General features: G+C 68.5%; 21 protein-coding genes. 4 read left to right on the top strand and 17 right to left on the bottom strand.

Annotation, left to right across the window (positions count from 1 at the left end; all coding sequences use genetic code 11):
* Positions 1-157: 157 nt before the first annotated feature.
* The 3 genes from R5O87_RS22520 to R5O87_RS22510 are packed head-to-tail and all read right to left on the bottom strand — an operon-like array spanning position 158 to position 5,572.
* Positions 158-3,331, bottom strand: coding sequence for an AAA family ATPase (locus R5O87_RS22520; protein WP_410555025.1), 3,174 nt, complete (start codon positions 3,329-3,331; stop codon positions 158-160).
* On the bottom strand, positions 3,328-4,545 hold the full coding sequence (locus R5O87_RS22515; protein WP_410555026.1) for an exonuclease SbcCD subunit D: 1,218 nt from the start codon (positions 4,543-4,545) through the stop codon (positions 3,328-3,330). Before R5O87_RS22515 ends, R5O87_RS22520 begins: the two co-directional genes overlap by 4 nt.
* A gap of 55 nt (positions 4,546-4,600) precedes the next feature.
* Positions 4,601-5,572, bottom strand: coding sequence for an MIP/aquaporin family protein (locus tag R5O87_RS22510; protein ID WP_410555027.1), 972 nt, complete (start codon positions 5,570-5,572; stop codon positions 4,601-4,603).
* Between the two features lie 169 nt (positions 5,573-5,741).
* On the opposite strand from R5O87_RS22510, the gene R5O87_RS22505 reads away from it, so the two are divergent.
* Positions 5,742-6,833 (top strand): ADP-ribosylglycohydrolase family protein, encoded by a 1,092-nt coding sequence (locus tag R5O87_RS22505; RefSeq protein ID WP_410555028.1) that lies wholly within the window; start codon positions 5,742-5,744, stop codon positions 6,831-6,833.
* Here the strand turns inward: R5O87_RS22505 and R5O87_RS22500 are convergent.
* Together R5O87_RS22500 and R5O87_RS22495 are read right to left on the bottom strand one after the other, a co-directional pair.
* The gene (locus R5O87_RS22500; RefSeq protein WP_410555092.1) at positions 6,820-7,299 is read right to left on the bottom strand and encodes a DUF4395 domain-containing protein; all 480 of its coding nucleotides are present in this window, start codon (positions 7,297-7,299) and stop codon (positions 6,820-6,822) included. The two genes, R5O87_RS22505 and R5O87_RS22500, sit on opposite strands and share 14 nt — an antisense overlap.
* Before the next feature lie 511 nt (positions 7,300-7,810).
* Positions 7,811-8,815, bottom strand: a complete 1,005-nt coding sequence (locus R5O87_RS22495; protein ID WP_410555029.1) for a 3'-5' exonuclease — start codon at positions 8,813-8,815, stop codon at positions 7,811-7,813.
* A 68-nt stretch (positions 8,816-8,883) separates the two neighbouring features.
* Here R5O87_RS22495 and R5O87_RS22490 point away from each other — a divergent pair, with 68 nt between their 5' ends.
* A complete protein-coding gene (locus tag R5O87_RS22490) occupies positions 8,884-9,657 on the top strand; it encodes a VTT domain-containing protein (protein WP_410555093.1) in 774 nt (257 codons plus the stop codon).
* A 102-nt stretch (positions 9,658-9,759) separates the two neighbouring features.
* Here the strand turns inward: R5O87_RS22490 and rdgB are convergent, their stop codons facing one another.
* The 6 genes from rdgB to clpS form a co-directional block, all read right to left on the bottom strand.
* Entirely contained in the window at positions 9,760-10,404 is a 645-nt protein-coding gene (gene rdgB, locus R5O87_RS22485) for an RdgB/HAM1 family non-canonical purine NTP pyrophosphatase (RefSeq protein WP_410555030.1), read from the bottom strand.
* A gap of 31 nt (positions 10,405-10,435) precedes the next feature.
* Entirely contained in the window at positions 10,436-11,194 is a 759-nt protein-coding gene (rph, locus tag R5O87_RS22480; RefSeq protein WP_003805875.1) for a ribonuclease PH, read from the bottom strand.
* Between the two features lie 53 nt (positions 11,195-11,247).
* Entirely contained in the window at positions 11,248-12,045 is a 798-nt protein-coding gene (locus tag R5O87_RS22475; RefSeq protein WP_410555031.1) for an MBL fold metallo-hydrolase, read from the bottom strand.
* Positions 12,042-13,067, bottom strand: coding sequence for a glutamate racemase (gene murI, locus R5O87_RS22470; RefSeq protein WP_410555032.1), 1,026 nt, complete (start codon positions 13,065-13,067; stop codon positions 12,042-12,044). Before murI ends, R5O87_RS22475 begins: the two co-directional genes overlap by 4 nt.
* Positions 13,068-13,176: 109 nt before the next feature.
* On the bottom strand, positions 13,177-13,743 hold the full coding sequence (locus R5O87_RS22465) for a DUF2017 domain-containing protein (RefSeq protein ID WP_410555033.1): 567 nt from the start codon (positions 13,741-13,743) through the stop codon (positions 13,177-13,179).
* Positions 13,736-14,113 (bottom strand): ATP-dependent Clp protease adapter ClpS, encoded by a 378-nt coding sequence (clpS, locus tag R5O87_RS22460; RefSeq protein WP_410555034.1) that lies wholly within the window; start codon positions 14,111-14,113, stop codon positions 13,736-13,738. Before clpS ends, R5O87_RS22465 begins: the two co-directional genes overlap by 8 nt.
* A gap of 154 nt (positions 14,114-14,267) precedes the next feature.
* On the opposite strand from clpS, the gene R5O87_RS22455 reads away from it, so the two are divergent.
* Both R5O87_RS22455 and R5O87_RS22450 read left to right on the top strand, forming a co-directional pair.
* Entirely contained in the window at positions 14,268-15,596 is a 1,329-nt protein-coding gene (locus tag R5O87_RS22455; RefSeq protein WP_410555035.1) for a nicotinate phosphoribosyltransferase, read from the top strand.
* A 9-nt stretch (positions 15,597-15,605) separates the two neighbouring features.
* Positions 15,606-16,265, top strand: coding sequence for an isochorismatase family protein (locus R5O87_RS22450; RefSeq protein WP_410555036.1), 660 nt, complete (start codon positions 15,606-15,608; stop codon positions 16,263-16,265).
* 29 nt (positions 16,266-16,294) lie between these two features.
* On the opposite strand, the gene R5O87_RS22445 is transcribed toward R5O87_RS22450, so the two are convergent.
* From R5O87_RS22445 to R5O87_RS22420, 6 genes are all read right to left on the bottom strand, one after another.
* Positions 16,295-18,073 (bottom strand): DEAD/DEAH box helicase, encoded by a 1,779-nt coding sequence (locus R5O87_RS22445; RefSeq protein WP_410555037.1) that lies wholly within the window; start codon positions 18,071-18,073, stop codon positions 16,295-16,297.
* Positions 18,073-18,414, bottom strand: coding sequence for a DUF3039 domain-containing protein (locus R5O87_RS22440; RefSeq protein WP_307103745.1), 342 nt, complete (start codon positions 18,412-18,414; stop codon positions 18,073-18,075). Before R5O87_RS22440 ends, R5O87_RS22445 begins: the two co-directional genes overlap by 1 nt.
* A 50-nt stretch (positions 18,415-18,464) precedes the next feature.
* The gene (gene nagB / locus R5O87_RS22435) at positions 18,465-19,247 is read right to left on the bottom strand and encodes a glucosamine-6-phosphate deaminase (protein ID WP_410555038.1); all 783 of its coding nucleotides are present in this window, start codon (positions 19,245-19,247) and stop codon (positions 18,465-18,467) included.
* A 104-nt stretch (positions 19,248-19,351) separates the two neighbouring features.
* On the bottom strand, positions 19,352-20,923 hold the full coding sequence (locus R5O87_RS22430) for a transporter (protein ID WP_410555039.1): 1,572 nt from the start codon (positions 20,921-20,923) through the stop codon (positions 19,352-19,354).
* Positions 20,905-21,669, bottom strand: a complete 765-nt coding sequence (locus R5O87_RS22425) for an ABC transporter ATP-binding protein (protein ID WP_410555040.1) — start codon at positions 21,667-21,669, stop codon at positions 20,905-20,907. The genes R5O87_RS22430 and R5O87_RS22425 overlap by 19 nt, the downstream gene beginning before the upstream one ends.
* Positions 21,670-21,754: 85 nt before the next feature.
* Positions 21,755-22,852: an NADH:flavin oxidoreductase/NADH oxidase gene (locus R5O87_RS22420; protein ID WP_410555094.1), complete on the bottom strand. Its 1,098-nt coding sequence runs from the start codon at positions 22,850-22,852 to the stop codon at positions 21,755-21,757.
* Positions 22,853-22,854: the final 2 nt, after the last annotated feature.

Genomic DNA, 22,854 nt, shown 5'->3' with positions numbered 1-22,854 from the left:
AACCCGGTAACAGTCCCATGATAGTGGACTCCGGAACCGCGGCCCGGTAACGTGCCCGGCTTCCGTGCAGCGACGCCCGGCCGGTGATGCCCACCGGGTAATACCCGCGCAGTAATGCCCGGCCGGTGATGCCCGGCCTGCGGGCGGGCTCACCAGGTCAGACGGTCACGAGCGCATCAACGATGTGCACCGTGGAGCCGTTGCGCTGCTTCACTACCTGGAGCTGGCTGCCAATGCGCTGCTTCATCTCCCCTACGTGGCTGACCAGGCCCACCACGCGGCCGCCGTCGCGCAAGCCTTCCAGGGCATCCATCACCTGCTCCAGAGCCTGCTCATCGAGGCTGCCGAAGCCCTCGTCAACGAACAGTGTTTCGATGTCGACGCCGCCTGCCTCCTGCTGCACAACGTCGGCGAGGCCCAGCGCCAGCGACAATGAGGCCATGAAGGATTCCCCGCCGGAGAGTGTGGAGGTGTCGCGGCGGCGGCCGGTCCATTCGTCCACGACTTCCAGCCCCAGCCCGGACTTCGCGTTCCGGGCTGCCCTCGCGTCCGAGTGCTGCAGGGTGTAGCGGCCATCGCTCATGGCCACCAGCCTTTCGGATGCGGCGATGGCAACCTGCTCGAGCCGTGCCGCCAGGACGTAGGCATTCAGGCTCATGCGGTAGCTGTTGTCGCCGGAACCGCGGGCCGCTTCAGCCAGGCCCTTCAGGATTTCGGCGCGTTCCCGAGGCTCACGGCCGGACTCGGCGAGTTCACCGTATTCGGCATGCAGGCAGGCCAGCGACTTGGCGGCCTTCCGGGCCAGTCCCGCCGCCAGTTCACCGTCCTTTGCGGCCCTTGCAGCCTGCTCCGCTTCGGTGCGCAGCATGTCCAGGTCCACCGCGGCCACCGCTGGGACGCCGCCGTGTTCGCCGCCTGCCTGATCCCCGGCTGCTTGTTCCCCAGCTACCTGTTCCGTGGCCGCCTGTTCCTCTGCCGCGACAACGAGTTCCTCGCTGGCGAACAACTCCTCGAGCCGCGCCTCCTCGTCGCGTCCGGCCTGGATGGCTGACTCCATCCTTGCTGCCTCCGGCCCCGGCAGCAGTGCCGCGCGGGCCTCAGCGGCCGAGGCAAATCCGGCTTCGGGGAGGGCACGGTCCAGCTCGCTCCTCGCCTCAGCCAGGCGGTCCGCAGCCTGGTCCAGCTGTTTCCGGGCAGCGTCAGCCTGTTCGAGGACGCCGACAACCCGGCCGATGGCGTCGCTGCGGAGTCCGAGGCTGGCGTGGCCGGCACGAAGCGCTTCGAGCGACGATTCCAGAGCGGCGGACTGCGCTTCGATTTCGGTGAGTGCGGATTCCGTCTGTGCCAGCTGGGACAACGTATCAACCCGCACCTTTTCCGTGGCCTCGATGCGTTCGTCCAGGTCCTCCTGCCGGCTTCTGCTGGCTGCCAGCTCCGCTACGGCGGCGGCTGCCTCGGCAGCGGCTTCCCGGGCAGCGTGGGCGGATTCCTCCGCTTCGGCGGGATCGGTGTCCCCACCCTGGCCGGCGAGGACGGCGACCAGCTGCCTGGCCTCGGAGAGCTCGGCTTCCAATGCAGACAGCGCGCGCTCAGCCGCCTCGCTGCGCGCCTTGGCACGTTCCTCTTTCTCGGCAAGCCCCAGGACGGAGTCCCCGGCAGGCACCGGTTCGGGGTGCTCCGGGCTGCCGCAGACAGGACAGGGCACGCCGTGTTCCAGGCGTGACGCCAATTCGGCCGCCGCGTTGGTCAGGCGTTCCTCGCGGACGTCAAGCCACTGCCGGCGCAGTTCCTGGTGGTGTTCCCTGCCATGGAGATGCCGTTCGGTGACTGCGGCACACTCGGCTGCCGCAGTTCCGTAGCGCCTGACAACGTCCACCAGTTCGTCGGCGGCTGCTGCCTCCTTGGTCCGCAGCACGGATTCCCCTGCCAGCTGCTCCAGCGGCTGCAGGGTGGAACGCAGGTCCTCCATCTCGGTGCGGAGGGAAAGCAGCCGGATGGCGTGGTCATCGCCGGCGCGGGCAAGTTCCTGCCGCCGCTTCGCAAGCCCGGCAGCGCGGGCATGCAGGCCACCCAGCCGGTCCTCATCGGCAAGGCGTTCGCCGACCACGGCGGCCAGCGCACGAAGGCGCGAAAGCTCGGCGGCGACGTCGAGGGCGGCAAGTTGTGCGACGGGGCTGTGTTCTGCCGTGCCATGTCCGGTGCCGCCCAATCCGGTGCCGCCCAGTTCGGGGCTGGACTGGAGTTCGGAGCTGGACTGGAGTTCGGAGCTGGATGCGGCTGCCTCCCGCACACCGGCTGAGGCAAGGTCCATGGCTCCTTCCGCCCGCGCAAATGAAGCCTCGGCGGCGGTCACCGCCTTCAGCTGCCCGCCGAGGAGCCCGGCCTTCCGGTGCAGGTCCAGCGCGGCCCCGGCACGGGCCAGTCCGGGGGCGGCGGCCTGTGCGTCTGCCCTTCGGCGCAGGGCAGCCGCAAGCTTTTGGCGCCTCCGGTCGCGGGCAAGCTCCGCGTCGAGCCGCTCCGCGCACCGGCGCCGCAGCTCCTCGGACGATTCTGCATCGCCGGCCAGAGCCGAGGCACGCTCCGAGGCTGCTGCCTCCAGCCAGGACAGGAGTTCCAGACCGCTGGCGGATTCCGGCGCTGCTGCAGAGTCCACGTCGAGGGCCGCGGCCTCCGACCTGGCCCTCGCCACCAGCAGGCCCAGGCTGCCTTCAAGATCGGCCACTTCCCTTGCGGCCCCGGCGGCCTGCAGTGCCAGTTCCCGCTCCACCGCCTCGAACCGTTCGGTCCCGAAGAGCTTCTGCAGCAGTTCCAGGCGATCGGAAGCCTTGGACCGCAGGAACGCGGCGAAGTCGCCCTGCGGGAGCATGACCACGCGGGTGAACTGCTCCCGGTCCATGCCCAGGAGCTCGGTGATTTCCGCGCCGGCTTCGTCGTTCCGGCCGGACTTTTCCACCCATGAACCCGCGAGCCGTTCGCGCAGGAGGGTCTTGGCCTGCTGCGTGGTGAACCCGTTCCGTCCGCGGGCGCTGGGCTTGTCCCACGCCGGGGTCCTGGAGACTTCAAAACGCCTGCCGCGGGCGGTGAATTCGCAGGTCACGCGGGGTTCGGCAGCCGGGTCAGCGTGGTCGCTGCGCAGCCGCTTGCCGTCCTGCCGTGCGCCGGGCACGGACCCGTAGAGGGCGTAGCAGATGGCATCCAGCACGCTGGTCTTGCCGGCGCCGGTGGGGCCGTTGAGTAGGAACAGCCCGTGGGCGCTGAGCCGGTCAAAATCAATTTCCTCGGTTCCGGCAAACGGCCCGAACGCAGAAATTTCCAGACGATGGATCCTCACAGTGATGCCTCCTGCAGACGCACGTTCTCCAAAGCTTCTGTGAGGGCGGCCTGTTCCGCCGCATCCGGCTCCCGGCTGCGGACGTGTTCCAGGAACCCGCAACACACGGCGAGGTCGTCCTCCGCCTTCGCCAGCCGGCTGCTGTAGCTCGTCACGGCGGCGGCGGGTGCGCCATCCGGCTCGAAACCGAGGACGAGCGTGTCCGGGAACCTGGCACGCATCCGATCCATGGCCTTGGCAGGCCGCTGGGCGTCGGTCAGGGTCACATGGCAGTAGGCCTGCTCGGCCCAGGCGTGCTCGGGTGATTCCAGCAGCCCGTCGAGGGTTCCCCGGAGGACGGCAAGCTTCCGCGGCGCGTCCCAGAGGATCTCTTCGACGGCGGTGACTCCGGACCCGTCCACGTCAATAAGCCAGCCGCCCTTCTGGTGTGTGGCTTCCGAGAAGGAGTACGCCAGGGGAGAGCCTGAGTACCGCACCTCTGCGGAGAGGGACTGCCGGCCGTGCAGATGGCCGAGTGCCGTGTAGCTGAAGCCATCAAACAGATCCAGCGGCACGGCCCCCACTCCCCCGATGCTCAGGTCGCGTTCGCTGTCCGAGCTGATGCCCCCGCTGGCGAAGGTGTGTGCAAGAACGACGGAATGGACCGTCCGGGATTCGCTGCGCGCGGCGAGATCGGCCCGGATGCGTTCCGTGGCGGCGCGGGTGACCTCAAAGTGGCTGGCTGTGTCCACCCCGAGCTGGTCTGCGACCAGCCGGGGTTCGAGCCACGGGATGCCGTAGATCGCCAGCACAGGGTCCTGCTCGCCGGGCCGCTCGGCCTGCTGACTCCCGGCTCCCTGTTCATTCCCGGCTCCGCCGAGCGGGAGAAGGAGCGGGATGTCCAGCTCCTGGAGGCGGGTGCGCAGGTGGACGCCGCCCTTCTCCAGCAGCCGGGAGGCGAAGCCGAGCCGGATGGCGGAGTCGTGGTTTCCGCTGGTGAGGACCACCTGGGCGCCTGCCCCGGTGAGCCGGACCAGGGCCTCGTCCAGGAGGTTGACGACGTCGACGGCGGGCAGCGCCCTGTCATAGACGTCGCCGGCGATCAGCACGACGTCGACGGACAGGTCCCTGACCCTGGCCACCAACTGGTCGACAAAGGCGCGCTGCGCGTCCAGCATGCCGACGCCGTGGAAAGACCGGCCCAGGTGCCAGTCGGAAGTGTGCAATAACCGCATATTCATAAGCTAGACGCGGGCACTGACAAAATAGCCGACCCCGCGCTTCGGCGCGTCAGGACTGCTTGCGCGGCCCGTCGAAGAAGTCGCGGGCCTCGTCGCGGCCTGCCTCAGGCGCCTCATCGGCGTCCGCGCGGCCATGCTCCGCTTCCGGCCGGGGTTCCGCGGCGGGTTTTTCGTCCTGGTCGTCGTCGAAGCCGTCCGCGAGGTCAGACCCGGCGTCCGCCTCGTCGTCGGACGGGTCCGCGTCCAGAGTTGCGGTGCGGCCCCGGGCATCGGCGAATCCGCGGAAGACGAGGCCGGCAATGCCGGCGCCGACGAGCGGGGCCACCCAGAAGAGCCACAGCTGCCCGAGCGCCCAGCTGCTGCTGAAGAGCGCAGAGGCGGTGGCCCGGGCGGGGTTGAAGGGTGCGTTGCCAAGGGCCTGCCCCAGCTGCAGCAGCACGGCAAATGCCAGGCCCACGGCGAACGGGGCCGCGGCCGCGTTCGTGTTGCGGCGGGCCGTCATCCCGAGGAACACGGCCACCAGGAGGGCTGCCCCCAGGACTTCCACCAGCAGCACGCCGGCCATCGATGTCTGGATCACGGAGTGCTCGCCGAAGCCGGCGGTGACCGTGTCAAACGCCGTGCGGGCGTCCGGAATGTTGGGCACCGTGCGGAGGATGCCGAACAGCGCGAGCGCGCCCGCCGCCGCGCCTACCAGCTGCGCGCCAATGTAGGCTGCTGCGGCGGCGATGCCGATCCTGCCCGCCACGAGGTTGCCCAGCGTGATGGCCGGGTTGAAGTGCCCGCCAGAGATGTACGCGAAGGCCAGCATCGCGGCGGTCACGGCCAGGCCCCCGGCGAGGGCGCCCGGCAGCGGGTTGGACTGCGGCAGGGTGAAGAGCGGCACGCCCAGCCCGGCAACCACCAGGAACAGCGTTCCGAACGCCTCCGCTCCGAGCCTGGACAGGAGTCCGGGCCGGAATCCGTTGTCACCGGCGGATTGCCGGCGGTCGGTCGGGGGGACGGACACGGGGGTGCTCATGGCGTGGAAAATCCTTTGTTTCGGTCAGCGGGGAACGCCGCTCACGTGGGGAGCCGGCCCCAGCAGTCTGGCAGCAAAGTCTGGACGGTTGCTGAATCCGAGCTTATCGTCCGGTGGCCGGGGGTCCGGCATTCAGAGTGGGATATCACAGCAGGGTAAATTTGCCTCCATGAGCAATGATCCCGGCGCCGTTCCGTCCCCCGAGTCCCGCATCCATGGCTGCCTGCTGGGCGGCGCCCTGGGCGACTCGCTCGGCTACGCCGTCGAGTTCGATCAGATCGATGAGATCCGGCGCCGCTTTGGCGCCGCCGGGCTCCGGGATTTTTCCGTGCTCGACGGCGGGACGCACTTCTCGGACGACACCCAGATGACGCTGTACACGGTCGACGGAATTGTCGAGGCCCTGGAGTGGGCCAACTCGGGCGTGGGCGCCGACGCCAACGCCTGCGTCTGGCTTGCGTACCTGCGCTGGCTGGACACGCAGGGTGTGCCCGTTCCCGAAGCCGCGCCGCGGCCGCAGCCCCGCTGGATTGACGGCCAGCAGGTCCTGCGGCACCGCCGCGCACCCGGGAATGCCTGCCTGAGCGGGCTGGCCACCGGCGAAATGGGAACAGCCGCCCGCCCGGTCAATCCGGATTCCAAGGGCTGCGGAACCGTGATGCGTTCCGCCCCCTTCGGGCTGGTTCCGCACATTCCGGCGGACTCCGTGTACAAGTTGAGCTCGGACGCGGCGTCGCTCACGCATGGGCATCCCTCCGCCCGGCAGAGCGCGGGCGCTTTCAGCCTGCTCATCCATGCCCTGGTACAGGGCAGCAGCCTGGCCGGGGCAGCGCAGGCTGCCCTTGCCCGGGTGCTGGGCGACGACGACGCGGCGCCCGAACTCCGCGAGCGGCTGGAAGCCGCGGTCCGCCTCGCCGGCGAGGCCGGCGCTGCCTCCGTGCTCAGCCCGGAGGACCTGGTCCGCGAACTGGGTGAGGGCTGGGTGGCGGAGGAGGCCCTCGCCGTCGGGCTTTATGCCGTCCTGGCCACGGCTCCGCAGGCAAATGGCGGCGACGCCGATCCCGCGGACCATTTCAGGGCGGCCATCGCCGTGGCCATCAACCACAGCGGCGACAGCGATTCCACCGGGTCCATCGCAGGCAACATCCTGGGCGCGTACTACGGGACGGCCTGCCTGCCCACGGACTGGCTGGCGGCGCTTGAGGCCCCCGAGGTGATCCGCGGGATGGCCGGGCAGCTGGTTGCCGTCACATCCGGCTGAGCGCAGTGTTGTTGCACGCCTCGCAGACGTCTTCGGGGATGAGGCCCCGGCGCTGCAGCAGGCCAAAGATGGCGCAGCCCAGGCAGAATCCGGCGAAGGCCTCCAGCGAGGCGGCAACGATCAGCACGACGAGCAATATCCAGGCGGCAGGCGCGAGGCCGGCGGCCAGCAGGACGGCGGCAGCCGTGGACATCGCGGCGCCGATGCCCTGTGCGAAACGCTTGGGCGGCCCGGGCACCAGCCTGACCCGTCCCAGCCGCGGAGCCAGGACCCTGACCGAAAGCAGAGCCATCGGGGAGATCCTCGGGCCGAAAAGCACCCGCAGCCAAAAACCGGCGGCGATGAGCGCCAGGCCCCAGCCGAAGCCGGTGAGTAGAGTTGCCGCGGCCAGCAGGACCACCAGTCCGGCTGTGATGCGGGCCGCGTACTCGTTCACCGGGTTGGGAAAGGCGAAGACGGAACGCAGCCTGCCCTGGCCGCCCTGAGTGTCGGCTGTGCCTGCTGTGCTCGATCTGCCTGCTGTGCCCAGTCTGCCTGGTGTGCCCAACCTGCCTGGTGTGCCCATGCGCCAAGGCTAGGAGACGGGCGGCGGGGCCGGGAAGCTTGTTGCGCCATGTGTAGCGGCGCGCCGCCACCAACTGCAGGAAACACGCGGACCGTACCCCCTTCAGGACGCTCTCGCAGATCCTGCGGAATTCCTGGCGACGCTCTATCAGATCCTACGGAGCTTTGGGCAACGCTCCTTCACATCCTGCGGTATATCCGGGGCGCTCCCAGATTCGATGGATCGACCGACGCTTTCCAGAGAGAAGTGATCGAGCGTCCGAAGAAACCCGACAGGAAGTAACCGAGCGTCCGAAGAAACCCGACAGGAAGTAACCGAGCGTCCGAAGAAACCCGACAGGAAGTGACCGAGCGTCCGAAGAAACCCGACAGGAAGTGAGGAAGGGGCAGTCAGTCGGCGGGACCGGGAAGCCTTATTGCGCCATGTGTACGGGCGCGCCGCCCACCATCTGCAGGAACTCCCCCTCGGAGATCACCTCGATGGCCTGGCCGCGGTCGTGCAGCTCCAGGACGCGTTTCGCCTTGCCGGTGAGCCGGCCCGAGCGCAGGTCGTTCGCCACGAAGCCGTCGCCCACCACCAGGACGCTGGTCCGGGCCGTGACCCGGCTTTCCGGGCGTGCGCCCAGTTCAGCGGACCGCGTCTTCGCTTCGGGCCGCGGCATGGCGAGCTGGCCGGTGAACACGACGGTCTGGCCGAACAGCGGGTTCCCGGGTTCGGCGTCGGGATTGGGCTCCGGGTTGGACCCCTCCTCGGGCCATCCGCTGCGGAACGGCCGTGCCACACTGGCACCGCCCGCGGCGGCGAGTGCCGCGACGGTGGCTTTCGACAGCTCGCCGGCGGACGGGTCGAACGCCGCCTGCTGCGGCAGGGACAGCCCGAGTGACAGGTAAAGTTCGGCGATGCTGTTGGCCCTGTTGCGCCGGGCGATGTCAATGAGGATGCCGGCGCACGCCCTGGCGTCCTCGGCGGCGTCGTGGTGGTTCACGAGGGGCACGCCCGCCTCTTCGGCGGCAAAGGGCAGGGAATTTGAAACCAGGGAATAGCAGCGCCGGGACAGCATCACGGTGCACACATAGTCGTAGGCGGGGCCGGGAAGTCCCGAAACCTCAAGCCCGGACCGGATAACCCCGAGGTCGAAGGCGGCGTTGTGCGCCGCGAGGATGTCGCCGCCGATGAACGCGCCGATCTCCGGGAAAAGCTCACCGAAGCGGGGCTTGCCCGCCACCTGTTCGGGTCTGATGCCGTGGACGCGGACGTTGTGGTAATCGAACGAATCGTGGTTTTCCGGCGGCCGCATCAGCCACGAGGCCTCCTCGACGATGACGCCGCCGCGGACCTTGGTGAGGCCAACGGCGCACGGCGAACCGCGGAAGCCGTTGGCGGTCTCGAAGTCGATCGCCGTAAAGTCCAAACCCACGGGGACAACTGTAGCCCGGCGGAGCCGCTGAACCCGTCAAGTACCCTTGAAACGTGAACTTTAATGCATTGAGCGACTTTGCCGTGCCCGCGCTGGGTGGCGCCGGCCCCGTCCAGCCGCATCTGGCATCATTCCTGCCCGATTGGCTTAACCCCCAGGTGTTCCTCGCCGACCCGGCGCTTGCCCCGTGGGTTGTTCTGCTGGTGTGCGGGATCATCTTCGCCGAGACCGGGCTGCTGATCGGATTCTTCCTGCCCGGCGATTCCATGCTGTTTACGGCGGGCCTGCTCGTGGCCACGGACACCATCAAATTCAACATCTGGCTCTTCGCCGCGCTGATCATCGTGTCCGCGATCATCGGCAACCAGACCGGGTACCTGATCGGCTCCAAGGCCGGTCCCGCCATCTTCAACAAGCCGGATTCGCGGCTCTTCAAGCATGAAAACGTGGACAGCGCACACAAGTTCTTCGAAAAGCACGGCGGCAAGGCCCTGATCCTGGCCCGCTTCGTGCCCATCATCCGCACCTTTGTTCCCGTCATCGTGGGCGTCGCCGGCATGGACAAGCGGAAGTTCTTCCTCTTCAACGTCATCGGCGCTGTCCTCTGGGGCGGCGGCGTGACGCTGCTCGGCTACCTGCTGGGCGACAAGGTCCCGTGGGTGCGGGACAACCTGGACATCATCTTCATCGTCATCGTCCTGCTCTCGGTGATCCCGGTGGGCATTGAAGTCATCCGCGGCATGGCCGCCAAGCGCCAGGCCGCGGCCTTGGGCACGGATGCGGTGGAGGAATTCATCGAGGAACACGAGCCCGAGGCGGAGCGCAAAACCAACCTCGACTGACGGGCCCGCTCAAAGCAACGCGGGGTCACTTACCGCCCAATGGAATGACCGGATTGGGCGGAAAGTGACCCCGCGTTGCTGTTTTGGCGGAGTGCCCCGACTTTAGCGGAGTGCCTCGACGATCGAGGGAAGCAGCGCGCGGAACGCCAGCCCGCGGTGGCTGATGGCGTTCTTCTCCTCCGGGCTGAGTTCGGCGCAGCTGCGGTCCAGCCCCAGGGGTTCCAGGACAGGGTCGTAGCCGAACCCGCCTTCGCCCCGCGGCTCGCGCAGCAGCGTGCCGGCCAGCTGCCCGTACTCCACCACTTCGCGGGCCCCGTCCCCGGATGCCGTGGCCGGCACGGCGAGCGCCGCAGCGCACACGAAGGCGGCACCGCGGTGGCCGTCCGGCACGTCCGCCAGCTGGGCCAGCAGCAGGTTCAGGTTGGCGTCGTCGTCACCGTGGCGGCCCGCCCAGCGCGCGGAGAAAATGCCCGGCGCGCCGCCGAGGACATCCACGGACAGCCCGGAATCGTCGGCGATGGCCACCAGCCCCGTGGCCTCGGCCACCGCCCGCGCCTTCAGCAGCGAGTTCTCCGCAAAGGTCACCCCGGTCTCCGCGACGTCGGGGGCTCCGACGGCGGCCGCGTCCACTACCTGCGTGTCGACGTCGAGCCCCGGGACCTGCCCGCGCAGCAGCTCACGCAGCTCCCGCAGTTTGCCGGCGTTGCGGGTGGCCAGGACCAGCCTGGGCGCAGCTCCCCCGCTCACAGCGCTGTTCCATTCACGGCGCTGTTCCTATTCACGGCGCTTCGGCCAGGGTCTCGCGCTGGATGGCGGCCAGCTGTTCCGTCCCCAGCAGGGCCAGGTCCAGCAGCTTGTTCAGCTCGTCCCGGTCAAAGGGGGCGCCCTCGGCCGTGCCCTGGACCTCCACGAACTTGCCGGAGCCGGTCACCACGACGTTCATGTCGGTTTCGGCGCGCACATCCTCGATGTACGGCAGGTCCAGCATGGGGATGCCATCGATGATCCCCACGGACACAGCCGCGATGGTGTCGATCAGGGGCTGGGCGTTGCGGGCGATCATCTTGTTCTCGCGGGCAAAGCGGATGGCCTCGGCGAGCGCCACATAGGCGCCGGTGATGGCCGCGGTCCGGGTGCCGCCGTCGGCCTGCAGGACATCGCAGTCCAGCACGATGGTGTTCTCGCCCAGTGCCTTGGTGTCGATGATCGAACGCAGCGAGCGGCCGATCAGGCGGGAAATTTCGTGGGTGCGGCCGCCGATCTTGCCCTTGACGGACTCGCGGTCGGACCGGGTGTTGGTGGCACGCGGGAGCATCGCGTATTCGGCGGTCACCCAGCCGCGGCCCTCGCCCTTGAGCCAGCGCGGAACGCCTTCGGTGAGGGAAGCGGTGCACAGGACCCGGGTGTTGCCGAACTCGATGAGGGCCGATCCCTCGGCCTGCTTGGACCAGCCGCGGGTGATGCTGATGGGCCGGAGCTGGTCCGGGGTGCGGCCGTCGGCACGGATGACGGGGGCAGTGGTTGCTTCGGAAGTCATGCCTTTAGCTTATCGAGGCTGCAGGCGGACGGTGTCACGTCAGCCGGCACACGTCAGACCGTGTAGTGCACACCCGCCACAGCCACGGCCACGTCACCGGCAAAGGCGGGCCGCGCCTCGGCCATGACCTTGGTCTGCGAGGTCCACACCGGAATGTGCGTGAGCAGCAGGCGGCGTGCACCCGCGGCGGTGGCTGCCTCGGCGGCCCGCTTGCCGGTCAGGTGGACGTCCTTGATGCCGTCGTCGCGGCCTTCCTCGAAGGCCGCCTCGCAGAGGAAGAGGTCGGCGTCCTTGGCCGCCTCCTCCAGGCCGCGGCACGAGTCGGTGTCGCCCGAATAGGTCAGCACGCGGGTCACGCCGTTCCCGGCCGCGTCCGGCTCCGTAACCTCCACGCGCAGCGCGTAGGCCTCCTCCACCGGGTGGTTCACGGCGAACGGCGTCACCGTGAAGGGGCCCACAGTGACGGACTGGCGCTCGGTCCAGTTGCTGAAGTCGAACTCCTCGTGCATCCCGGGATCGAGGTCCAGGCCGTAGGCGGTTGCCATCCTGTCGGCGGTGGCGGCGGGGCCCCACACGGGGATCCGGCCGCGGTCCCAGCCGCCCGGTTTCCAGCGCACCGCCACGTGCAGGCCGCAGAGGTCCATGCAGTGGTCGGGATGCAGGTGCGTGAGGAAAATCGCGTCGATGTCCTCCAGGTCGGTGTACCGCTGGATGGCGCCCAGAGCCCCGCTGCCGAGGTCCATGACCACCTTCCACACCCGTTCGCCGTCGTTGGCGGTCAGCAGGTAGCAGGAGGCGGGTGATCCGGGACCGGGAAATGAGCCGGTGCAGCCGACAATGGTGAGCTTCATAGGAAGTACCCCCCGGGGGCTGCGCCGCTGCCGGCGGCCTGCTCCACGAAGTTGGAGATCCGCGGGCGCGCGGCCGCCTTCCGCGCGGCGGCGATCATTTCAGGGGTGATCCGGGCCAGGCTGCCCGTGGGGTACTGGGCCGCAACGTGGTCCACGTGCTTGACGCTGAGCACCTCCGGGCCGAGGAACCTGCGGGCCAGTGCCTCGAACTGGCCGGGATCGCCGGTGGCGATGAAGCTGTGCTCGGGCCGTGCGGGTTCGGTCCGCTCGAGGCCGTTGCTGGCCAGCGCCCGGTACACATCCTTTGCCGTTTCCTCGGCGCTGGAGACCAGGGTGACGTCCTCGCCCATGACGTAGGAAATGACGCCAGTCAGCAGCGGGTAGTGCGTGCAGCCCAGCACCACGGTATCCACGCCGGCTGCCTTCAGCGGCTCCAGGTACCCGCGGGCGACGTCGAGCAGTTCCGGTCCGGTGGTGATGCCGGCCTCCACGTAGGGCACGAATGCCGGGCAGGCCACGGAGGTGATCTCCAGGTCAGGCGCCGCGGCGAAGGTGTCCTCGTAGGCCCGGGACCCCACCGTGGCGGAGGTGCCGATCACGCCCACCCGGCCCGTGCGGGTGGCCGCCACGGCGCGGCGTACGGCCGGCTGGATCACTTCGATGACGGGGATTCCGTAACGCGCCGTGTAGCGCTCACGGGCGTCCCGGAGCACAGCGGCCGACGCCGAGTTGCAGGCGATGGTGAGCAGCTTGACTCCGGAGTCCACCAGTTCGTCCATGACGCCGAGGGCGTTGGCGCGCACCTCCGCGATGGGCAACGGCCCGTACGGGCCGTGGGCGGTATCCCCGACGTAGAGGATGGATTCGTTGGGCAGCTGGTCGATGATCGACCGCGCCACCGTGAGGCCGCCGACCCCGGAGTCGAAGACGCCGATCGGCAGCGATCCCACATTTACGCCGTCGGCCGGTGCGGACTCCGCTGCAGCTCCCGCTGCCGGATCCATGCTCGATGCTGAAGTCATGATTATTTGAGGATAGGTCTTCCCGTGGGGTGCGGCCATCACTTGTGGCGAGCGACTCATGTCGAATTTGTCACATTCGGCGGCAGGAACCGGCCGGCGCCGGAACCGCTCAGGGGCGCGAGTCCAGCGACTGCAGCATCGCCTGTACCAGCGACTCCTGCAGCCACGTGGTGAAGTTGTAGACCAGCGCGAGGTAGCTTTCCACATCCTCTGCCTGGGACCAGTCCTGCATCTGGTGGACGTGGTCGGCGTCCGCTTCGTCCCGGATGTCGAGCCGCTCGGCGAGCACCAGCCGCACGTCGTTGAGCGCCGTGGACCAGTGGCGGGCATCGGACGGGGTCAGGACGAGCTCGTCCTTGTCCAGGCCCAGCGCGGCGGCGCGCAGCGCGCCGATCTTGCTTTCCCGCAGCGAGCGTTCGGTGAGCTGGCGGAACTCAAGCGAGGCCGCGGCGTCGTCCTTCACCGCGTTGGGCAGCAGCCGGCGGAGGGCGCGGTCGGACGGTTCCCGGACCTCCAGGTCCAGTCCGATCATGGCGGCGAGCGGATCCTCGGAGCCGCGGTCGGCCGGCTCCAGCATGGAGATGACGTCGGCGAACAGGCTGCGCAGCAGTTCCCGCTCGGCGGGTTCCAGGAAACCGGTGATGCCCTTGAGTCCGTATTTGAAAGCCTTAGCCACGTTTTCCCTTGCCCTTGCCCGGGCCGCTTTTGCCGCCCCCGCTGTCTCCGCCGGTGGCCTTCTCCACGGTGGCCCACAGGCCGAACCCGTGCATCGCGACCGCGTGCTGCTCCACCTGTTCCTTGCTGCCGTGGGCAACGATGGACCGGCCCTTCCTGTGGACCTCCAGCATCAGCTTGTTGGCTTTGGTCTCCGAGTAGCCGAAATAGCTTTGGAAAACATAGCTGACGTAGCTCATGAGATTGACGGGGTCATTCCAGATGACGAGGTTCCAGGGAACGTCCGGGGCGGTCAGGGCATCGGTGGACACCGCCGTTCCGGTCTGGGTGCTCTCCTGGGTGTCAGGGCCGAGCGCAACGCTTGAGGTCATCTGTCCATTCTATGGCGATGCTGGGCCCACGCCGGCGAGGGCCCCGCGGCGAAGCGAAGCGAGACGTGGGAGCCGGTGGGTGGGCCCACGCCGGCGAGGGCCCGCGGCGATGCGAAGCGAGACGTGGGAGCCGGTGGGGACTAGAGTGATTTTTGTGAGTAACTCCGCCGGCTGGGAGCAGCCCCGCACGTCCCTGTTCACCGACCATTACGAGCTGACCATGCTGCAGGGGGCCCTCCATTCCGGCGCCGCGCACCGCAAGGCCGTGTTCGAGGCGTTCGCGCGCCGGCTCCCGGACGGCCGCCGCTACGGGATCGTGGGCGGCACGGGCAGGCTGCTGGAAGGCATCATGGCGTTCCGGTTCGGCGAGGCGGAGCTCGAATTCCTGGCGCGCACCGGCGTCGTTAATAAGGAGACTATCGACTACCTGGCGGATTTCCGCTTCACCGGCGACGTCTGGGGCTACGCCGAGGGCGAGGCGTACTTCCCGAACTCCCCCATCCTGATTGTCGAGTCGACGTTCGCGGAGGCGTGCATCCTGGAGACGTACGTCCTCTCCGTCCTCAACCATGACAGCGCCATCGCCTCGGCGGCATCGCGCATGGTCATGGCCGCCGGCCAGCGGCCGTGCATCGAGATGGGCTCCCGGCGGACGCAGGAGGAATCAGCCACAGCAGCCGCCCGCGCCGCCGTCATCGCCGGGTTCGACAGCACCTCAAACCTCGAGGCCGGGCTGCGGTACGGCCTCAAGACGGTGGGCACCGCCGCCCACTCCTTCACGCTCCTGCACGACACCGAGCGGGACGCCTTTGAGGCGCAGGTCGCCTCCCTGGGTGCCGGCACCTCGCTGCTCGTGGACACGTACGACGTCGAAACCGCCGTCCGTACGGCCGTTGACATCGCCGGGGACAAGTTGGGCGCCGTCCGGCTGGACTCCGGCGACCTGGTGGAGCAGGCGCAGTGGGTCCGGCAGCTGCTGGATGAACTGGGCAACGAGCACACCCGCATCACGGTGACCTCGGACCTGGACGAATACGCCATTGCGGCACTGCAGTCCGCCCCCGTCGACTCATACGGTGTGGGCACCTCCCTGGTGACCGGCTCCGGGGCACCCACCGCCAGCATGGTCTACAAGCTGGTCAGCCGGACCAACGACGCCGGGGAGTTCGTCTCCGTAGCCAAAACCGCCAAGAACAAGACGAGCAAGGGCGGCCGGAAGTACGCCCTCCGCCGGCTCAACGACAACGGCACCGCCACCCAGGAGCTCATCGGCGTGGGCCACCGGCCTGCTGACGACGGCAATGACCGCACGCTGCTGCAGCAGTTCATCAAGAACGGCGAACTCCTGCCGGGCTGGACTGGCCACGAAGGTGTCCTGCGTGCCCGGCAGCGCCACGCTGACTCGCTGGCCGAACTGCCGGCAGTGGTCCACCGCCTGCACCGCGGCGAGCCGGCCATTCCCACAATCTACGAGGACAACTGAGGAGAACTGATGGCACGGGCACTCATCATCGTCGACGTCCAGAACGATTTCTGCGAGGGCGGCGCGCTGCCGGTGGAGGGCGGGGCCGCCGTGGCCGGGGCCATCAGCGAATACGTCGAGAACCACCACGGCCAGTTCGACCACATCGTGGCCACGCAGGACTGGCACATTGATCCCGGCACCCATTTCTCGGAAGCCCCTGACTTCAAGGACACCTGGCCGCCGCACTGCGTGGCCGGGACGCAGGGTGCCGAACTCCATCCGGAGCTCGACACCGAACACATCCAGGCGTACTTCCACAAAGGCCTCTACACCGCGGCCTACTCCGGGTTCGAGGGCCTGCTGGCACCGGAGGACGCCGTCCCCACCGGGGAGCGGCAGCCCGGTTCCCTGCCCAGTTCAATGTCGGCTTCAATGACCGGAGCTGCCGATCCCGGCTATGCGCCGGAGGAAGACGCGATCGGCCTGGATGACTGGCTGCAGAGCCACGACGTGGAGGACGTCGTGGTGGTGGGCCTCGCCACCGACCACTGCGTCATGGCCACGTCACTGGATGCGGTCCAGGCCGGCTACTCCGTCACCGTGATCAAGCGGCTGACGGCGGGCATCGCCGATGACCTCGACGATACCTACGCCGAAATGGAGCTGGGCGGCGTGGACCTCGAGTAGGTCCCTGCCGCCTGCTCTTCCCGGGCGGGCTATTTCCTGCCGATAAACCAGTCCTGGAGCTTCTTCAGCCTGGACTGGAGCTGTTCCTCGTTCGCCTGTGCCACTGGAGGGCCGCCGCAGACGGTCCGCAGCTTCGTGTGCACCACGCCGTGCGGGGTGCCAGTCCGCGCAGACCAGGCCGCCACGTTCTTGGCCAGCTCGTTGCGCAGGTCCATCAGCATCCGGTGGTCAGGCACTGCCGGCCCGGCAGGCTCCGCTGCCGGGCTCTGGCGCTTCTTCCGGCCCTGCTGCTCGTGCTGGCGCTGGCGCAGCAGAACGCCCACCTGCTCGGCGTCCAGCAGGCCCGGGATGCCGAGGAAGTCGAGTTCGTCCTCGGAACCGATGTCGCCTCCGGTGCCGAACTCGCCGCCGTCGAACAGCACGCGGTCGAAGGACGCCTGCGAATCCAGTGCCTCGAACTTGCCCTTGGTCAGGCTGTCCGACGCCTTCTCCTCGCGGTTCGCCTCGTCCATCAGCGATTCTTCGAGGTCCATCAGGCCGTCAGGGTCATCGTTCTGTGGCCGGTCCAGGGCGTGGTCTCGTTCGGCTTCCATGCTGTTGGCGAGCGCCATCAGCTGCGGAACGGACGGCAGGAATACCGAGGCTGTCTCGCCGCGCTTCCGGGAACGCACAAAGCGTCCCACTGCCTGGGCGAAAAACAAGGGTGTGGATGTGGACGTGGCGTAGACGCCCACCGACAGGCGCGGCACGTCCACGCCTTCGGACACCATGCGCACGGCAACCATCCAGCGCTTGTCGCCGGCGCTGAACTCCTCGATCTTGTTTGAGGCCTTGGCATCATCGGACAGAATCACCGTCGGCGACTCGCCCGTGATCTTCTTGAGCTGACCGGCGTACGCCCGGGCGTCCTCGTGGTCGGTGGCGATCACCAGGCCGCCGGCGTCGGGAACGGTGCGGCGGACCTCGCTGAGCCGTTTGTCGGCTTGCGCCAGAACGGCGGGAATCCATTCCCCCGCCGGGTTCAGGGCAGTCCGCCACGCCTGTGACGTAATGTCCTTGGTGACCGCCGCCTCGCCGAGGGAGGCGGCCATCTCGTCGCCTGCACTGGTGCGCCAGCGCATCTGCCCCGAGTACGCCATGAAGATGACGGGACGCACCACGTGGTCGCGCAGCGCGTTGCCGTAGCCGTAGGTGTAGTCCGATTTGGAGCGCCGGATGCCCTCGCGGTCCTCGGTGTACTCCACGAACGGAATGGGCGAGGTGTCCGACCGGAACGGCGTACCGGTCAGGGACAGCCGGCGGGCCGCGGGATCGAACGCCTCGCGGAGACCGTCGCCCCAGGACAGCGCCTCGCCGCCGTGGTGGATTTCGTCGAGGATCACCAGGGTGCGGGCGGCCTCGGTCTTGGCCCGGTGCAGCATGGGTTTGCTCGCCACCTGGGCGTAGGTGACGGCCACGCCGATGAACCCGCGGCCGTGCTGGCCGTCCGAGTTCTTGAAGTTGGGGTCGATGGCGATGCCGACGCGCGCAGCAGCGTCGGCCCACTGCCGCTTCAGGTGGTCGGTGGGCGCGACGATGGTCACGCGGTTCACCGTGCCGGCCTCGATGAGCATCGAGGCCACCCGGAGCGCAAAGGTGGTCTTGCCGGCGCCGGGCGTGGCCACGGCCATGAAATCGCGCGGAGCCTTGCTGAAGTAAAGATCCAGGGCTTCCTGCTGCCAGGCACGGAGCTTCGGGGCGGTTCCCCAGGCTGCGCGTTCCGGGTAAGCCGGGGGCAGGGTGGGTCCGCCGAAGAGTGTCTCCGTCACTATTTGTTGTTGCCTGAGTCTCCGCCGGACCCGCTGCCGCCGTCATTGCCCGGACGGAGGCCGTCGTAGACCTCTTTGCACATCGGGCAGACCGGGAACTTCTGCGGATCCCGTCCGGGCGTCCAGACCTTGCCGCACAGCGCGATGACAGGTTCGCCCGTCATGGCGGACTCCATGATCTTTTCCTTGCGCACGTAGTGTGCAAAGCGCTCACGGTCGCCGGGCTCCACTTCCTGGCGCAGTTCCTCGCGCTCAATGGTTGCGGTGGACGATCCGGCGCCGGAAAGCTCACGCATGGGGTCGTTGTCGAGAGGATCCGTCATGCTACTCATGGCATCCATCTTAGCCGTTCCGAAGGTGCGGCCGCGGGAGGACGGGCGCAGGATTCCGGTCACAGACCCTGCCATGCAGGTTTGTGGTCGTAGGTGTGCCGGTAGTAGTCGGCGAGCTTCAGTGACGACGCCGCGGCCTCGTCCACCACGATCGAGGCATGCGGGTGCAGCTGCAGGACCGAGGCTGGGCAGATGGCGGCGAGAGGCCCCTCCACCAGGTCGTGAACGGCCTGGGCCTTCTGGGCCCCCGTGGCCAGCAGGATGGCGTGCCGCGACTCGAGGATGGTGCCCAGACCCTGGGTGACCACGTGGTGCGGGACCTCGTCCAGGCTGCGGAAGAAGCGTGCGTTGTCGCGCCGGGTCTGCTCGATGAGCGACTTGATCCGGGTTCGGGAGGCCAGGGACGAGCCCGGCTCGTTGAAACCGATGTGCCCGTCGGTGCCGAGGCCCAGAAGCTGGACGTCGATGCCGCCGCGCTCCCGGATCCGGTCCTCGTAGGCCCGGCATGCCGCCGGAATGTCCGTGGCGCTGCCGTCCGGTCCGAGGACGTTCCCGGGGTCGATGTTCACGCGGTTCGCGAAGTCGCGGCGGATCACCTCCCGGTAGGACTCGGGGTGGCCGGGTTCCAGTCCGACGTACTCATCCAGGGTGAATCCGTAGGCGCGGCTGAAATCCAGGCCAGCGTGTTCGTGGCGCCGGGCGAGTTCGTCGTAGACCGGCAGCGGCGAGGAGCCCGTGGCCAGCCCCAGCACGGCGTCGGGCTTGCCCCGCAGCAGGCTTTCCACCGCATCCGCCACGAGGGAGGCAATCTGCCTGGTGCCCGGAAGTATGACGACCTCCATGTTCGGCCTTTCTCTCAGCTGTCCTGTTAGTCAACCACGGCGGGCAGATACTTTCAGCGGCAGCCTGATTCAGCGGTTGCCTGATTTCAGCAATCGCCTGATTTTCAGCGATTAACAGTGACCTGCGCCAGAAGCTCCGGGCCGCGGGCATCGAGCCAGCGTCCGCCCACCCGGACGCCAACCACGAACAGTGCCGCGCCAAGGACGGGGCCAAGAGCAAGGTTGATCCAGCCAAACAGTGGGTCACCGGTGAGCACCTGCGCGAGCACCAGGCCGGCCTCCGGCAGGACCAGCACCAGGAGGACACCCATCCCGCCAAACTGGACGGCCAGGGTCTGCCCCACATTGCCCGGCGGCTTCTTGAACGGGCTGTCGCCGGGAAGCGGCACGGCGATGGTGTAGCGGGCGGACACCACGGACGACAGGCCCAGCCCGGTCAGCAGCACTCCCACGGATATCCCCAGGATGGAAGGCCACCACGCCCAGTCCCCCGTGATGAAGAACGGCACGGTGGCGAGGATCAGCACCGCGGGCAGCGCGAACGCCAGGCAGGCCAGCGCGCGCCCCAGCCTGTCATGGACTCCGCGCACGCCGGCGGCGACGTGCAGGGCAAAGGCGGTGTTGTCGTAGGACACATCGCCCGAAATGGACCACGCCAGCAGGAACGCCGTGAGCGGGCCGGTGACCATCAGCACACCGTAGTCGTTGGTCTGGCTCCCCTGGAAAGCCAGCACAACGGGCAGCAGCGGAATGACCACCAGTGAACCTGAGTACCGGGGATCACGGAACCAGTACGTCAGGGCCCGGGCAGTGACGGCCCCCGCGGGTGTCGCCGGCAGCAGGGCGAACAGTCCCAGGCGGCCGCCCTTCCGGCGGCTGCTTCCGCTGTAGGCCGGCGTAACCAGGGCACGTTCCAGCAGCAGCTTCCAGCACCAGGTAAGCCCCGCCAGCGTGGCCACGGCAATAAGCAGCTTGAGTCCCGCCAGGCCTGCCTGACCGGCTTCGAGATCGCCGCCCAGCGACCAGGCCGCCCCCAGCGGCGTCCAGGAAATCCTGCCGGCCAGGTCGGTCAGGAAGGCCCCCGAACCCGCCATGCCCTGGAAGATGCCGGCGGTGATCGGGCCCAGGAGGACCAGGGGAACCATGAAGGCGATGCCGCTGACGTCCTTGAACCGGCGTGAGGCCGCGAGGCTCGACGTGGCGGTGGTGACCACCCGGCAGAACACCACGCACGTGAGCACGCCCAGGACTGCACCCACCAGCGCGCCTGCAGCGGGCAGCACGCCGCGGGACCAGGTGACCACGGTGCCCAGGGCGACGAGCAGGGTGGCCAGGCCCGGAATCCCGATGAGGCCGCCGAGCGCGAGCCCGGCAAGAAGCTGCAGCATGGGCACGGCCGACGTCGTGAACCGGGCAGGGTCCAGGGTCATGTCGACGGCGGAGGCAATGACCGGCACAATTCCCCAGCCCAGCAGCGCCGCCGAGCCGCCAAGCACCACTACGGTCTGGGCGAGGCCCGGGTCCTCCTGCCGGAGCAGGACGAGCAGCACCACGCACATGCCGACAAAGAAGAGCGCGTACAGTCCGCCGAATGCCAGCCCCACCAGCTGCCAGGGGCTCCGCCGCAGGCCGTTCCGCAGCAGCGTGAGCTTCAGCCTCAGGAGGTGCGCAACCATTCGAGCCCCTCCGTCTGGCTCCGGCCGCCCACGAGCTGCACGAACCGTTCCTCCAGGGTGGCTCCGGCACGCACCTGGTCGATCGTGCCGGCGGCCAGAATCCGGCCGCCGGCGATCACGGCCACGTGGTCGCACATCCGCTGCACGAGGTCCATCACATGGCTGGACACGATCACGGTGCCGCCCGACGCCACGTACCTGTCCAGGATGTCCCTGATGTTGGCGGCGGAGACGGGATCCACGGATTCGAAGGGCTCGTCCAGCACGAGGACCTTCGGAGCGTGGATCAGCGCGGAGGCCAGCGCGATCTTCTTGGTCATGCCGGCGGAGTAATCCACCACCAGGGTGCCCGCGTCCTGGCTGAGGTCCAAAGCTGCCAGCAACTCCCCTACCCGGGAGGCCACCACGTCCCTGTCCATGCCCCGGAGCAGCCCGGCGTATGTGACCAGCTGCTCACCGCTGAGCCGGTCAAAGAGCCGCACCCCGTCAGGCAGGATGCCCATCAGCTTCTTGGCTTCCAGCGGCTGCGCCCAGACGTCCACCCCGTGGACCACCGCCGTTCCGAAGTCCGGGCGGAGGAGGCCCGTGGCCATGGACAGGGTGGTGGTCTTGCCGGCGCCGTTGGGCCCGACAATGCCGAAGAACGACCCGGCGGGAACGTCGAGACTGATGCCGTCCACCGCGATCTTGGTGCCGAAGCGCTTGGCTAGCCCCCTGATCGAGAGGGCTGTTATGGGAGTGCTCATGCACTCACCCTAGCCGCGCCCTGCGGCCAGGGGGATCCTCCGGAAGGAGTAGAAACTCAGAACATGCAGCCGCTAAAAACCACGCCTAAAAAGCACGCCGCGGCACGGCCCGTTCATACTGCGGTGCCCAGCGGAGGTCGTGGCCGAGTTCAAAGGCGGCCCGGAGCCACCAGTGCGGATCCCGCAGTGCCGCCCGTGCAATGAAGACGCCGTCTGCCTGTCCGGTGGCCACCACATGCTCCGCCTGGTCCGGCGAGGTCAGGAGCCCCACGGTGCCGGTGGGGACTCCTGTGTCGCGCCGGATCCGGGCTGCGAATTCGGTCTGGTAGCCCGGTCCGGGCTGGATCTTCTGGTGCGCGACGGCCCCTCCACTGGACACGTCGACGAGGTCCACGCCCCGCTCGGCGGCCTGCGCGGCAAGGCTCACCGAGTCCTCGACGCTGATGCCGCCCTCCGCCCAGTCGGTTGCGGAGATGCGAAGCAGCAGCGGCATGGACTCGGGGATCACGTTGCGCACAGCGTCGACGACGGCCAGGGTCAGCCGGCTCCGCCCCTCAGCATTGCCGCCCCAGGAATCGGTGCGGTCATTGATCAGGGGGCTTTGGAACTCGTGGAGGAGGTAGCCGTGGGCGCCGTGCAGTTCGATGGTGTCGAAGCCGATGTCGACGGCATGGGCCGCCGCGGCGGCAAAATCGGCGATGACGCGCCGGATGTCGTCTTCTGTCATGGCCGACGGCGGCGCGTAGCCGTCAAAAGCCCCGGTGCCCGGACCCACCGTCTCCCAGCCGCCGTCGGACGCCGGAACCGATCCGCTCTGGCCGGAAAACGGCCAGTAGGTGGACGCTTTGCGTCCTGCATGGGCGAGCTGGGCACCGATCTTGGTGTCGGCCACGCCGTGGCGGTGCACGAAGCGGACGATCCGCTCCCAGCCCAGCGCCTGCTCGTCGTTGTACAGCCCCGCGTCGCGCGGACTGATGCGCCCTTCTGCATTGACTGCCGCGGCCTCGGTCAGGATGAGGGCCGCTCCCCCGGCAGCGAACGAGCCAAGGTGCATGAGGTGCCAGTCGTTGGGCACGCCGGGGGCTTCGTCAGGTTCGCAGCTGTACTGGCACATCGGCGAAACCCAGCCGCGGTGCTGCAGTTCCAGGGAGCGCAGCGTCAGGGGCCGGAACAGCGCTGGCACCG

Origin of the sequence: Arthrobacter globiformis (assembly GCF_046536215.2) — a bacterium.
GTDB classification, from domain to species: Bacteria; Actinomycetota; Actinomycetes; order Actinomycetales; family Micrococcaceae; genus Arthrobacter; species Arthrobacter globiformis_E.
This window is presented reverse-complemented; position numbering and strand designations above follow the sequence as displayed.